The organism is Spiribacter curvatus, assembly GCF_000485905.1.
In the GTDB taxonomy this organism is placed as follows: Bacteria; Pseudomonadota; Gammaproteobacteria; order Nitrococcales; family Nitrococcaceae; genus Spiribacter; species Spiribacter curvatus.
The window spans coordinates 1,829,946-1,842,959 of the sequence record NC_022664.1; the positions used below are offsets into that span (position 1 = coordinate 1,829,946).

The following is a 13,014-nucleotide window of genomic DNA, read 5'->3' on the forward strand; positions in this document are numbered from 1 at the left end:
CCGCTAGCTCAGGAACAGCGCATACGCCGGGTTATCCGACTCGTTGCGATACGGATACCCGAGCTTATCCAGGCTCTCCTCGAACTTCTCACGCTGATCCGGCGGCACCTGGATCCCGACCAATACCCGGCCATAGTCCGCCCCGTGGTTGCGGTAGTGGAACAGCGAGATATTCCAGCGCCGGCCCAGGCGCTTGAGAAAGTTCAGCAGCGCGCCGGGGCGCTCCGGGAAGCGCACCTGATAGAGCACCTCGTGATCGACGTTATGGCCGCGGCCACCGACCATATGCCGTACATGCACCTTCGACATCTCATCATCGGTCAGATCCAGCACCGGGTAGCCCTTCGCCTGCAGCGCCTCAACCACCTCATCGCGCTCCGCCAGGCCATCGTTCAGGCCGATCCCCGCGAACACATGGGCCTCGTCGGCATGCGCGAACCGATAGTTGAACTCGGTAATGGCGCGATTGCCGATAGTCTCACAGAATTCCCGAAAGCTCCCCGGCCGCTCCGGGATGGTCACCGCCAGCACCGCCTCGCGATGCTCACCCAGCTCGGCGCGCTCGGCGACATGGCCCAGGCGCGAGAAATTCATATTGGCGCCGCAATTAATGCCGATCAGCGTCTCACCGGTCACGCCACGCTGTTCGACATATTTCTTGATCCCGGCGACCGCCAGCGCACCGGCGGGCTCCATCACCGTACGGGTATCCTCGAAGATATCCTTGATGCCGGCACAGATCTCATCGGTGCTCACCAGCATGCACTCATCCACCAGCTCGCGGGCAATCCGGAAGGTCTCCTCGCCGATCTGGCGCACCGCCACGCCGTCGGCAAAGATCCCCACCTCATCGAGCGTCACCCGCTCGCCGGCGGCCATCGCGCTCGCCAGCGTTGGCGCATCCTCGGGCTCGACCGCGATGATGCGGATATCCGGGCGGAGCTGCTTGATATACGCGGCGATCCCGGCGATCAGGCCGCCCCCGCCCACCGGCACGAACACCGCATCGATGGGTCGTGGGTGCTGACTGAGGATCTCCATGCCCACCGTGCCCTGCCCGGCGATCACGTCCGGGTCATCATAGGGCGGGATGAACGTCAGCCCGCGCTCCTCGATGAGCTTGGCGGCATGGGCCTTGGCGGCATCGTAATTATCGCCGTGGAGCACCACCCGGCCACCGAAGTTGCGCACCGCATCCACCTTGATGCTCGGCGTGGTCCGCGGCATGACGATGGTCGCCTTGATGCCAAGCTTCTGTGCCGAGATCGCCACGCCCTGGGCGTGGTTGCCCGCGGACGAGCAGATCACGCCCTTCTGGCGCTGCGCCTCGGTGAGGCTCGCGATCTTGTTATACGCCCCGCGGATCTTGAACGAGAACACCGGCTGCATGTCCTCGCGCTTGAGCAGGATCTCGTTGCCCAGCCGACGCGAGAGGTTAGTCGCGCGGGTCAGCGGTGTCTGCTCAGCGACATCATAGACACTCGCTGTCAGAATGCGTTGTAGATAGGATTTCATGCCCAACCGGGAATCAGCCCAAAGGGCGACAGTGTACAGGAGAGACAAGCCATGAGCGTCGACACCCAGAAACGCGCCGCCGCCGAGGCCGCCGTCGATAGGATCGAACCCGACAGCGTGATCGGTGTTGGCAGTGGTTCCACCGTCGATCAGTTCATCGACGCCCTCGCCGCCTCGGATATCCGCATTGAGGCCGCGGTTGCCGCCTCCGAGGTCAGCGCCGCGCGGCTGCGTCGACACGGCATTGAGGTCCGCGACGCCAACAGCGTCGGTGAGCTGAGCGTTTATGTGGACGGCGCCGACGAGATCACCCGCCACCTGCAGATGGTCAAGGGCGGTGGCGGCGCACTCACCCGCGAGAAGATCGTCGCCGCCATCGCGCGGCAGTTCGTCTGCATTGTCGATGAGAGCAAGTGGGTGACCGCGCTCGGGGACTTCCCGCTGCCCATCGAGGTCATCCCCATGGCGCGCTCCCACGTCGGCCGTGCGCTCGTCCGGCTCGGCGGTCATCCGGCGTTACGCGAGGGGTTCACCACCGATAATGGCAACCTCATCCTTGATGTCCGGCACCTGGATCTGTCCCAGCCCATCGCCATGGAACGCCAGCTCAACGACATCGCCGGCGTGGTCACCAATGGGCTGTTCGCCCTGCGGCCGGCGGATGAACTACTGGTGGGGACAGACACCGGGGTGCAGCGGTTCACCGCTGCCTGAGCGGCATGCAGAAGGCGCTGATCACGCTTGGCATTGCGATCCTGGTCATTGGTCTACTCTGGCCGGTGATCAGCAGAATCGGCCTCGGTCGGCTGCCGGGGGATATCGTGATCCGTCGCGAGGGGTTCACCGGCTATTTCCCGATCACCACCTCAATCATTGTCAGCGTTGTGGTGTCGGTGATTATCTGGTGGCTGCGGCGTTAAACGCGCGGCAGACGGGGGGTGACGGCGATTAGCGCAGCCTGGCCCATACCCGGCCCAGATACTCATGCCAGGCCGCCTCGGTGGTGCGCAGGTCATCGGCGCTGGGGGCGAAGTCACCCGGGCGGGCGAACCGCTGTGGGATGGCCCGATAGGCGGTCGGGGCCGGTCGCGGTTCGATGCCCTCGTGCTCAAACGCGGCGACGGCCCGCGGCAGATGGCTCGCCGAGCTGACCAGCAGCGGCTGGCGCAAGCCCGCCGTGTTGTCATCGCGGGTGCTCACCCATTCGGCATAAGCCGCCGCCTCCTCGTCGGTATTCCGCGCCGCCGGCAGCATCCGGATCTGCGCCCGCGGCACGCCCAGCGCTACGGCCATATCCGCGGCAATAGCAGCCTGGGACCGGCCGCGTGGCAGGGCGCCGCTGGTCACCAGCAAAGCGTCGGGCCGCATCCGCCACAACCGAATGCCCTCGATGAGTCGCTGCAGGGATGTCGCCGAGAGCTGGGCGCTCAACGGCAGGGACGGATCATCCACGGCGCCGCCGCCCAGCACCACGATGACTGCGACGTCCTGCGGCAGCATCTGCTCGGTGGGTTCAGCGGGTGTGCTCACTGCCAGGGGTGGGTATCCGCCTTCCAGCGGCGCCATCAGGCTGTTCGACACCGGCCACCAACTGATCAAGGCGAGCGACAGCGTTGTCACCCCCATCAGCGCCAGACCGCTGCGCCGGAAGCGCGTCAGCGCCGCCATCAAAAGCCCCACCAGCAGGGCGATGACGACCAGGCTGAGTGGCTTTAGTAGCGCGCCGGCGAGTTTGGTGAAAAAGAACATGGATCGGGGCTACAACAACCGCTCGATCGCGCGCTTGACCTTATCCGAGCCAGGTCGGGTCATCGCCCCGAACACCTCGACCACCTCGCCGGCGGGATTGATCAGGTACTTGTTGAAATTCCAGCGCGGGGCACGGGACTGACGCGCCAGTTCGGCGAACACCGGGTGGGCATCGCCGCCGCGGACCGGCACGGTCGCCATCATGTCGAAGCTCACTCCGAAGTTCACAAAGCAGGTCTCCGCGGCGGCCGCCTCGTCATCGGCCTCCTGATTGAAGGAATCCGACGAGAACCCGATCACCTTGAGCCCATGATCGGCATAGGCCTGATGCAGCGCCTCCAATCCTTCGAACTGACCGGTGAAGCCGCAGTGACTGGCGGTGTTGACCAGCAATACCGCCGGCGCCCCGTCCGCCAGCGCCTGGACATTCACCGTCTCACTCGAGTGCAGACGGCGCATGTCGTGATCGAGCCAGTCGTTGGCCTTGGCCGTGGATGTCATGAAGAGTCCTCCGGTGATCAGGGCCGTCAGCAGTGCGGCAATGCAGGCGAGTCTCATGATCGGTCCCTCCATCGTAATAGCGGAGCTGAGCCATTATCCGCGCTCCATCAACGGTTTTGTAGACCATGCGGTGCCCGAGAGCGATCCAGTGGGCGCGATCAATACTTGATTTGTACGGCATTATGCCGTACTTTAATCATCCCATTAAGGAGATCGAACAGTGGATAGCCGTCATTCCCATGAAAAGCGTTCAGCGCGTCTGGAGTTTCGCGCACCGCCCTCGCTCAAAGCCGATATTCATCGGGCTGCCAGCCTGATGGGCATGGAGGATACGAGTTATGCACTCAGCGTCCTCCATGAACATGCGCGAGGTACTATAGAGTCCCATGAGCGAAGCCATTTGAGCGAGGCCGATAGCAAGGCATTCCTTGCCGCACTTGACACGCCGGCAGAGCCGACCGAGTCACTCCGCGGGCTTTTCGAATTGCACCGCAGCACTCGTGGCGATGCCGACTGATCCTGACTATCTTCAGCGCGTTCGCATCGAGCCGCTCGACCCTGGAAGGCATGACCGCACAGCGTTCGCATCGGGTATCACGCGAGTCGACAACTTTCTCAAGCGGTCAGCCAGAAAACAGCAGGCCGATGATCACACGCGGGTTCAAGTCGCGGTATCGGCGGATGCAGTGGTCGTCGGATACTACGCCTTGAACGCTCACCGGCTCGACCTGCCCGACGTTCCCGAACTACCCCGACGTCTCTTGCGCAACGTACCACCCCATGGCGCGATACCGGCTGCTTACCTCTCGATGCTTGGCGTTTCGTCCCCCGTTCAGGGACGCGGATTGGGGCGGTTGCTGATAGCGGATGCGTTCCAGCGCGTGCTTAATGCCGCCACTCAGATCGGACTCGCGGCGCTTGTTCTGGATGTGCTCGATGACGACGGCGAAGATGCCGCGCGCCGCCGACAAGCATTTTACACTGCGCTCGGTTTTCATTCTTTCCCGAGTCAACCAGGGCGCATGTTCATCACTCTGGATACATTGCGCCGCGCCGCAGCCCATTGATCAGGCGCTGTTTCCCGGCCAGGGCGTCGTCTGACAAGATCCTCAGGGCCTATTGCGCCTGGCGTAGTTAGCCTCGATCCACTCGCGGTAGGCACCCGACTGAACGCGGGCGACCCACTCGGGGTGGTCCAGATACCACTGCACGGTCTCGCACAGGCCCTGCTCAAAGGTGTGGGCCGGCCGCCAGCCGAGCTCGTGCTGAATGCGCCGACTGTCGATCGCATAACGCCGGTCATGGCCGGGCCGGTCGGTGACCGAGGTGATGAGGGTGCGATAGCCACTGCCGGTCTCCGTGGGCTGGATCGTCTCGAGCGTCTCGCACAGCGCCTCGACCACCTCGCGGTTGGTGCGCTCGGCATCCCCACCAATGTTGTAGGTGCGACCGATCTTGCCGTGCTGTAGGACCGCCCACAGCGCCTCGGCGTGATCGTCCACATGCAGCCAGTCGCGGATCTGTCCCCCATCGCCGTAGACCGGCAGGGGCTTGCCGGCAAGCGCGTTCAGGATCATCAGCGGGATGAGCTTTTCCGGAAACTGGTAGGGCCCGTAGTTGTTCGAGCAGTTGGTGATCACCACCGGCAGACCATAGGTGCGGTGCCAGGCGCGGACCAGATGATCGCTCGCGGCCTTGCTGGCGGCGTAGGGCGAGCTCGGTGCGTAGGGCGTCGCCTCGGTGAACGCCGGCGCGTCGGTCGGCAGGTCGCCGAAGACCTCGTCCGTCGATATGTGATGCAGGCGGAAGCCCTCGCGCGGGCTCGAGCCACTGGCCTCGGGGCGGTCGTCGAGCCCCTCCCAGTAAGCGCGGACGACGTCGAGCAGGTTCTGCGTGCCGACCACGTTGGTATCGACGAACACGCCGGGGCCGAGGATCGAGCGGTCCACATGGCTCTCGGCGGCAAGGTGCATCACGGCATCAGGGCGATGCTCACGAAAGACCCGTTCGAGGGCCTCGCGATCGCGGATATCCACCCGCTCGAACCGATACCCGGGATCATGCTCGAGCCCGGGGAGGGACTCGGGGTTGCCGGCGTAGGTGAGCGCATCGACGTTGACGATTTCGGCCCGCCGGTCACTGCGAAGTTGGCGGATGAGCGCCGAGCCGATGAACCCGGCGCCACCGGTGATGAGGATTTTCATGGGATTGAGTCTAGCAAAAGGGGGATCGCGCGCTCACGCTGAGCTTATCGACGCTAGAAACGTTCACTCTCCCGCGCCCGGCGCATGAACAAACCGGATTCCTCTCCAGCCATCGGCATCTGATCAGTCAACGTGCGCAGCCTGTCGGCATTAATGGGCTGGCGTTCGACCTCGACGGGGACAAGTCGGACAACTGGCCGTCCGTGCCGAGTGATCGTCACCGACTCACCCCGTTCGGCACGATCCGCCAGCTCATGGAGATGTGCCTTGGCCTTGGGGAGCGTTATGGAACCGGCATCCATCGTCATGCACCGCTTGGTGACCAGTGTTCCGTCCAAGGTAGTCGCCGTTGCCGCGCTCGGCAACGCATTGATGCGAATCGCGGTGACAGCGATGATGGTGTGCGATTCAACACCAGCGACACGTCACGGGACATGAAATGAACGACGACTGCTGGGCCGGCATTGAGCAGGCCATCGCCGAGGCATCGGGTCATGCGCCCGCGCCCATGCGGCGCACATCGGTCGGTGGTGGCGATATCAATGCCGCCTATCGGCTGGAGGGGCCGACAGAGCGCTGGTTCGTGAAGCTCAACCGCGCCGATCGGCTGTGGATGTTCGAGGCCGAGGCGGCGGGGCTGGCGGCCATGGCTGCGGCCGCCGAAGGCCCGCGCGTGCCGCGACCATTGACTACCGGCGTCGCAGGCAATCGCAGTTATGCGGTGATGGAGTGGATCGATCTGCGTCCGCGCGGGGATACAGCGGCGTTGGGTCATGCTTTGGCGCATCTGCACGCAGTGACGGCGGATCAGTACGGCTGGGATCGCGACAACACCATCGGCGACACCGATCAGGTCAATCCCTGGGGGCGCGACTGGGTAGCGTTCTACCGCGAGCATCGATTGCGGTTTCAGCTCGACCTCGCACGTCGCAATGGCTTTGGCGGGCGGTTGCAGGATCGCGGCGAGGCGCTGGCGGCACGGTTAGGGGCGTTTTTCAGCGATTACACCCCGGCTCCCTCACTGCTGCACGGCGATCTCTGGTCGGGGAATGTCGCGTTTGATGGGTCGGGCGCGCCGGTGCTTTACGACCCTGCGGTGTACTTTGGCGATCGGGAGAGCGATCTGGCGATGTCCGAGCTATTCGGCCGACTGCCGGCGGCGGCGTACTCGGCCTACGAGGCAGTGTGGCCGCTGGATGCGGGATATCCCGTGCGCCGCGAGCTCTATCAGCTCTACCACATCCTCAATCACGCGAATCTGTTCGGCGGGCCGTATGCCCGAGAGGCGGAGGGGATGATCGATCGGTTGCTGGCGCAGGTGTGATCGCCCAATCCGTCTATCGAAAGGCCATCAGACCTCCCTAGATCGCGCGATACATGATGTGCCATTTTCTGAAAACATGGCACGTCTGCACTTAGGTGCATCCTTGCAGTGCAATGTCCATTGGGTCCTCGGCGCATTCACCTCAGCCGGCCACCACGGCGTCGAGATTTATCCGACATACCGCTCGTCGATAATCTCCTCAAGCGCTTGGGCGTCGCCACCCTTGTGGCCGGACGATCATCACGCATCATCCGCTCCAGGTTTCGGCGGGTGAAGACAAGCCGCCGATGCGCAGCCGGTTCGGTAGGTGGCAGGCAAGGCGGTGAGGGTGTTATGGCAGAGGGGGGATAACGCGTGACGTTCTCCGTCAAGTATCTCAATGCCCGAAGTAAAACGGCACATGACCAGGCCGAGTGTCGAATCAGCGAGTTACGCACGCCGGAACGGCGTTCACCCGGCTGAGACCGCTCAACCGCACTAACGCATGGCATAAAACCGTTCGACGTAGAACGTCGCGCATTACCACTCCCCAAAACAAGGTACCGCAACCAAGGGCCCTTCCGGGTTAGGATAGACTACGCTCACTGCTCATTGCTTACTGCCCACTGCCCAGCGCCCAGCGCCCACCGCTCACTGATCACTGCTCAACGCTCAGCGGTCAGACATTGCCCACCGTTCCCGACAAAGCCCAGCGCGCCGCCCCGCCCCGCGCCGCGCCGCGCGCCACGTCCGTCACCCAGCGCATATCACTCCCAGCCAACAATGCGTCATCGCCACTGATCAAGGTATATTGCCCCTGCTCACGGACGATCGGACCCGCACATTGAACACCGCCAGCGCATCCAACCCGCCTACGCCCACGCCAACGCCAACGCCGCCGAGGGCGCCCCTCACCCGCAGCGAGCAGTTCATCACCGCCGCGGTATTCCTGTTCCCGGCGCTGGCGCTGACCGTCCCGGATGGCTACTCCATCGGCGCAGTGGCACTGCTCATCGCGGCGGTCAGCCACCGCATCGCCGCTCGCGACACCTGGGCGCAGCAGCCGCCCCTGCCGACCGCCGTGAAGGCGGTGATCGCGTTCATGATCGTCTACGCCCTCTACTGGATGGGGGACGCGGCGCTGCGGGGCGAAGGCCTGAGAGAGTTCGACCGACCCAGCCGCTTTCTGCTCGCGGCGTTCTGCCTGAGCGTCTTCGCCCGGGCGCGTATCCAGCAGGGCGCGCTGTGGCTGGGTCTGGCGGTGGGCGGCATCGGTGCCGGAGGGGTTGCGTTATGGCAGCGAATGATCGAGGGCATCCCGCGCCCATCGGGCTTTTCGCAGATCATTCAGTTCAGCAACGCTAGCGTTCTCATCGGTTTGATGTGCATGGCCGGCCTTCTCTGGGCGATGCGCCTGCCCACCGACCACAACCGTCCAAACGTCCAGAGGACGCTGCTCATCGTCACCCTTATAGGCGGGGCTGGCGGCGGTCTGATCGGGGCATTGCTGCCGAGCACCCGCGGCGCCTGGCTCGCTTTCGCCCCTGCACTGCTCATCGGGCTCTGGGTCACCGGGTCACTGGGGCGCGGGCGACGCCTCATGCTGATCACCGCGACGATGATCCTGCTCACCACCGCCGCCACCTATCTCCTGTCCACCGCCAGCACCGACACCCCGCCTCCCGGCAACACGGCGGACACCACAGCCGCCGCGGCACCCGAGCATCCCCTCGCTCCCGCGGTCCGCGCCCGCAGTGTCGAGCTTCGACTGGAGATGTGGAAAGGCGCCTGGCAGCTGATCCAGGCCCGGCCGATGCTGGGCTGGGGCGAGCTTGGCTACGTAAGCAAGACCGACTCCCTGGGAGCGGCGGGCGTGATCGACCCGGTCGCCGCCGACTTCACCCATGCCCATAACGAATGGCTGAACGTGATGGCGAAAAAGGGCATTGTGGGCGCCACGATCCTGCTTGGGCTCTACCTGTCGCCCCTCATTGTCTTCAGCGGTGTGTATCGGCGAGGTGAACGCGACCGCCGTGAGGGACTCGCCGGCCGAATCGCCCTGCCCACCGCCGGGCTCATCTTCACGCTCGGTCTGATGGCGACCGGCATGACGCAGGTGAACTTCAACCACAATATCGGCGTGATGGTCTATGCGTTTATGACGGCCGTGCTGGTCGGCGCTGTCAGCGATGCGAATGAATCCCGCGCGTCCTGACGCTCAAAACCCACCACGCACTCACCGAGCATCCGCTCAGCCGCCTCCACATCCTGCTCCCGACAAGCCGTCTCCAAGCACTCCAGACACTCGACGATGCGTCCGACGGGCAGACACTCCTCCCGCGCGCGCTGGATCATCGGGTGATCGGTGTGCTCACAGTTTTCACCGAGCAGGAGCTCCTCGAAGAGCTTCTCGCCCGGGCGCAGGCCGATATACTCGATCGGGATATCACCGTGCGGGTTCTCCCGGTCCCGAACCGTGAAGCCGCTCAACTGGATCATCCGCCGCGCCAGCTCATGGATACGGACCGGTTCGCCCATATCCAGCACGAACACCTCGCCACCCTTCGCCAGCGAGCCGGCCTGAATGACCAGGCTCGCCGCCTCGGGGATGGTCATGAAATAGCGTGTGACATCGGGATGGGTAATGGTGACCGGCCCACCCTCGCGGATCTGCTCACGAAACAGCGGGATGACCGAGCCCGAAGAGTCAAGGACATTGCCGAACCGCACCATGCTATAGACCGTTGTCGAGGCCTCTGCGGCCAGCGCCTGAACACCGAGCTCAGCGATGCGTTTAGTCGCGCCCATGATGCTCGTCGGCCGGACGGCCTTGTCCGTGGAGATCAGGACAAACGACCGCACGCCAGCCGCCTCGGCCGCAGCCGCCGTATGCCAGGTCCCGAAGGCGTTGTTGCGGATCCCCTCGAGCGGGTTGGCCTCCACCAGCGGGACATGCTTGTAGGCGGCGGCATGATAGACGGTTTCGATGCCGTGGTTGCGCATGCACTCGGTCATGCGCCGGCGATGCACCACCGATCCAAGCAGCGGGATGATCTCGCAGTCATGGCCATGGGTCTTGGCGAGGGCGCGGAGCTCGCGGTCAATGCGATAGAGCGCCAGCTCCGAGCGCTCGAAGATCGCCAGGCGCCGGGGGCGAAGCTGGATGATCTGGCGGCAGAGCTCACCCCCAATGGAGCCTCCCGCGCCGGTCACCATGACCGAGCGTCCGGTGATCGATCCCTCGAGCAACTGCTGATCCGGGTCGACCGGATCGCGACCGAGCAGGTCCTCGATATCCACCTCGCGCACATCCCGGAGCCGCGCGGAGCCGGTCACTAGATCGGTCATGCTGGGAATCGTGCGGACATGCACCGGATAGCGCTCGAGTGCCTTGATGATGGAGCGGCGGCGTTGGCGCGACACCGACGGTAACGCCACCAGCACCGAGTGGATGCTCAGGCGCCGGATCAGCCGATCCAGCTCGCTCGGCGGGTACACGGGCACGCCACGCACGAGCGTGCCATGGAGCTGGCGGTTGTCATCGATGAAGGCGACCGGGATATGTTCACCCGTGGCCATCAGCGAGCTCACCAACTGCAGCCCGGCCGCGCCGGCGCCATAGATGGCCACGGGCTCCTGATTGCCGCGCGAGCGCGCATAGTGCTGATGCCACGCCCGCACCAGAAAACGGCTGCCGCCGATGAACAGCAGGCCAATCAGCCAGTAGATCGTGAGGGTGGTCCGCGGAACGGCGACGAGGTCACCGAGCACCACGATCAGGATGAACGCCAGGGTCGAGAGGGTCACCCCGCGCACCACTGACCAGACATCGGAGGGGCCCATGTGCCGCAGGACCGAGTTGTACATCCCCGAGATGTAGAAAAGCGGCAGGCTGATCGCCGGCAGGAGGAGGTGCAGGTACCAGAACTGGTAGAACTTGACCGAGAACCCCTCGCCCATGCGCAGTGCAAACGCCGCCCAGACCACGAATGCCATCATCAGGGCATCCCCGACCAGCATGGTGGCGCGTTTTTTCGGTCGGCCCATTGTTCAATCCCTGCGTATCAATCCCTTGAGTGGATCCGGTCCCCGCGTCCCGCGCCGGTCACCGTCCGCACAATGTAGCGGAAATACGCCGGCAATGAGAACGAGCGGAGCATGCGCGCGTCCCACTCGGCCAGTCGTTCAGGTTCGGCCATATCGATGCCATGGATCTGGGCAAGCCCGGTGATCCCGGGGCGATGGATGAATACGCCCTGCGCCGCGCGCGCCTCGATCAGGGCGCGCTGCTCGGGCAGACAGGGTCGCGGTCCGACCAGGCTCATGTCGCCCTTGATCACGTTCCAGAGCTGCGGCAGCTCATCGAGTTTGGTGCGGCGCAGGAAACCACCCAGCCGGGTCACGGCCGAGGTATCGGCCAGATGGGTAGCGACCGAGGGTGTATCCGGGCGCATGGTACGGAACTTCACCAGTGTGAAGGGCCGTTGATGTCGACCGACCCGCACCTGGCGGAACAGCGGCGATCCGGTTTCCGCGAAGCCAACCAGGAGCACACCGAGGAAAATCGGTGACAGGACCAGACCGCCGATCATTGACAACGTCAGATCCAACGCGCGGATGGTCCCCCGCTGGATCATACCGACTCGCCTTGGGCGCTGGACCGCAGGACCGCCTCGCGCAGCCCCGCCTCGACGGGGCGCGGCGGCACCCAGCCGAGCCGCTCACGTGCTCGTGCCGTGTCGACAGTCAGTGATCCGAGCAACCGCTCGGCGAGGTCGCGACGACGAATCAGCCGGGCGCCCGCCCACAGCAGCCTCGGCGGGACATTGAAGAGCCTCGGCGAACGACCCGCGCCTGCGGCGAGCACTGTCAGTAGCTCGCGGGTCGAGACAGCCCGATCATCAGCAACATGGAAGACCCCCTCGGCGGCTTGACGGTGCATGAGCGCATGCTCGATGAAATCAACGAGGTTGTCACGGCCAAGCAGGTGACGGCGGTTGGTCGTCGCCGCGGCCAGCGGCAATGGCCGCCCAGAACAGGCCCAATGTAGGAGCCGGCCGATATTGCCCGGCGCACCGGGTCCGTAAACGAGGGGCGACCTGATGATCGTAACGAGCATGTCACTGCCCGTGGCGAGCTGGCACAACGCGGTCTCCGCCTCATGCTTGCTCTGCGCGTAAGGGCTCGCCGGCGCGGGTGGATCGGCCTCGGTGAGCGGTGTCCTGCTCGCCGAGCCAAGCACGCCGATAGAGCTCAAAAAGATAAAATGCCGGATCCCGGCGGCCTGAGACTGGCAGGCCAGATTGACGGTAGCCGCGACATTCGCCGGACGAAGCCCATCAAGCCCCGCCCCAGCCGCCTGCTCATGGGCCTTTGCGGCGAGGTGGATCACCGCACCGCCGGGCATCAGCCAATCGGTCCAGTCGGTGTCGGGTGCCGGTCGGGGCAGGCGCGTGGTGAGCGCATAACCCGCCGTGGCAAGGGCGGGCATAAGCGCGCGGCCGACGAACCCGCTGGCCCCGGTGACCAGGATCGGTGTTGACACATCCGTCATCGCATATCGCGGTCATCGCGCCCGGTCGCGGGGATCTGCAGATTGTAAACGGCAATGCGGGAGATCATGAGCCATAGTATACGGCGGCGGGTCTACTTGGGGCGGCCTCATCGATATTGGTGGTGTGTGCTCTGCTCCCGGTGATTTGCCCACCTGCATCGTAAGGCCTTATTAGGCACGCATCCGAG

At 64.6% G+C, this 13,014-nt stretch carries 14 protein-coding genes; 6 read left to right on the forward strand and 8 right to left on the reverse strand.

Annotated features, from left to right (window positions below):
- Nucleotides 1-3 precede the first annotated feature (3 nt).
- Complete coding sequence (gene ilvA, locus SPICUR_RS08980) at nucleotides 4-1,515, reverse strand: threonine ammonia-lyase, biosynthetic (protein WP_023368225.1); 1,512 nt, start codon at nucleotides 1,513-1,515, stop codon at nucleotides 4-6.
- Nucleotides 1,516-1,566: 51 nt separating this feature from the next.
- Between ilvA and rpiA the strand changes: the two genes are divergently transcribed.
- Together rpiA and SPICUR_RS08990 are read left to right on the forward strand one after the other, a co-directional pair.
- On the forward strand, nucleotides 1,567-2,229 hold the full coding sequence (gene rpiA, locus SPICUR_RS08985) for a ribose-5-phosphate isomerase RpiA (RefSeq protein ID WP_023368227.1): 663 nt from the start codon (nucleotides 1,567-1,569) through the stop codon (nucleotides 2,227-2,229).
- The gene (locus SPICUR_RS08990) at nucleotides 2,226-2,435 is read left to right on the forward strand and encodes a DUF2905 domain-containing protein (RefSeq protein WP_202951845.1); all 210 of its coding nucleotides are present in this window, start codon (nucleotides 2,226-2,228) and stop codon (nucleotides 2,433-2,435) included. Before rpiA ends, SPICUR_RS08990 begins: the two co-directional genes overlap by 4 nt.
- A gap of 28 nt (nucleotides 2,436-2,463) precedes the next feature.
- On the opposite strand, the gene SPICUR_RS08995 is transcribed toward SPICUR_RS08990, so the two are convergent.
- Together SPICUR_RS08995 and SPICUR_RS09000 are read right to left on the reverse strand one after the other, a co-directional pair.
- Nucleotides 2,464-3,264: an ElyC/SanA/YdcF family protein gene (locus tag SPICUR_RS08995; RefSeq protein ID WP_023368231.1), complete on the reverse strand. Its 801-nt coding sequence runs from the start codon at nucleotides 3,262-3,264 to the stop codon at nucleotides 2,464-2,466.
- A gap of 9 nt (nucleotides 3,265-3,273) precedes the next feature.
- Nucleotides 3,274-3,825 carry a glutathione peroxidase gene (locus SPICUR_RS09000; protein ID WP_418064546.1) on the reverse strand — a complete coding sequence of 184 codons (552 nt, stop codon included), beginning with the start codon at nucleotides 3,823-3,825 and terminating at the stop codon, nucleotides 3,274-3,276.
- A 256-nt stretch (nucleotides 3,826-4,081) separates the two neighbouring features.
- Between SPICUR_RS09000 and SPICUR_RS09820 the strand changes: the two genes are divergently transcribed.
- Nucleotides 4,082-4,282, forward strand: a complete 201-nt coding sequence (locus tag SPICUR_RS09820; RefSeq protein ID WP_237220360.1) for a type II toxin-antitoxin system TacA family antitoxin — start codon at nucleotides 4,082-4,084, stop codon at nucleotides 4,280-4,282.
- On the forward strand, nucleotides 4,272-4,832 hold the full coding sequence (locus SPICUR_RS09825; protein ID WP_076742149.1) for a GNAT family N-acetyltransferase: 561 nt from the start codon (nucleotides 4,272-4,274) through the stop codon (nucleotides 4,830-4,832). Before SPICUR_RS09820 ends, SPICUR_RS09825 begins: the two co-directional genes overlap by 11 nt.
- Nucleotides 4,833-4,874: 42 nt before the next feature.
- On the opposite strand, the gene rfbB is transcribed toward SPICUR_RS09825, so the two are convergent.
- Both rfbB and SPICUR_RS09015 read right to left on the reverse strand, forming a co-directional pair.
- The gene (gene rfbB / locus SPICUR_RS09010) at nucleotides 4,875-5,969 is read right to left on the reverse strand and encodes a dTDP-glucose 4,6-dehydratase (protein WP_023368241.1); all 1,095 of its coding nucleotides are present in this window, start codon (nucleotides 5,967-5,969) and stop codon (nucleotides 4,875-4,877) included.
- Between the two features lie 53 nt (nucleotides 5,970-6,022).
- Nucleotides 6,023-6,307, reverse strand: a complete 285-nt coding sequence (locus SPICUR_RS09015) for a type II toxin-antitoxin system Phd/YefM family antitoxin (protein WP_023368243.1) — start codon at nucleotides 6,305-6,307, stop codon at nucleotides 6,023-6,025.
- A gap of 101 nt (nucleotides 6,308-6,408) precedes the next feature.
- Here SPICUR_RS09015 and SPICUR_RS09020 point away from each other — a divergent pair, with 101 nt between their 5' ends.
- Both SPICUR_RS09020 and SPICUR_RS09025 read left to right on the forward strand, forming a co-directional pair.
- On the forward strand, nucleotides 6,409-7,293 hold the full coding sequence (locus SPICUR_RS09020; RefSeq protein ID WP_023368245.1) for a fructosamine kinase family protein: 885 nt from the start codon (nucleotides 6,409-6,411) through the stop codon (nucleotides 7,291-7,293).
- A gap of 823 nt (nucleotides 7,294-8,116) precedes the next feature.
- Entirely contained in the window at nucleotides 8,117-9,487 is a 1,371-nt protein-coding gene (locus tag SPICUR_RS09025; protein WP_148291347.1) for an O-antigen ligase family protein, read from the forward strand.
- Here the strand turns inward: SPICUR_RS09025 and SPICUR_RS09030 are convergent.
- Genes SPICUR_RS09030 through SPICUR_RS09040 form a run of 3 tightly spaced genes read right to left on the reverse strand, consistent with a single transcriptional unit; the run spans nucleotide 9,421 to nucleotide 12,826 of the window.
- Nucleotides 9,421-11,319 carry a polysaccharide biosynthesis protein gene (locus tag SPICUR_RS09030; RefSeq protein WP_023368249.1) on the reverse strand — a complete coding sequence of 633 codons (1,899 nt, stop codon included), beginning with the start codon at nucleotides 11,317-11,319 and terminating at the stop codon, nucleotides 9,421-9,423. The two genes, SPICUR_RS09025 and SPICUR_RS09030, sit on opposite strands and share 67 nt — an antisense overlap.
- A 17-nt stretch (nucleotides 11,320-11,336) precedes the next feature.
- Nucleotides 11,337-11,909 (reverse strand): sugar transferase, encoded by a 573-nt coding sequence (locus SPICUR_RS09035; RefSeq protein WP_041381893.1) that lies wholly within the window; start codon nucleotides 11,907-11,909, stop codon nucleotides 11,337-11,339.
- Entirely contained in the window at nucleotides 11,906-12,826 is a 921-nt protein-coding gene (locus tag SPICUR_RS09040; protein WP_023368253.1) for an NAD-dependent epimerase/dehydratase family protein, read from the reverse strand. The genes SPICUR_RS09035 and SPICUR_RS09040 overlap by 4 nt, the downstream gene beginning before the upstream one ends.
- Nucleotides 12,827-13,014: the final 188 nt, after the last annotated feature.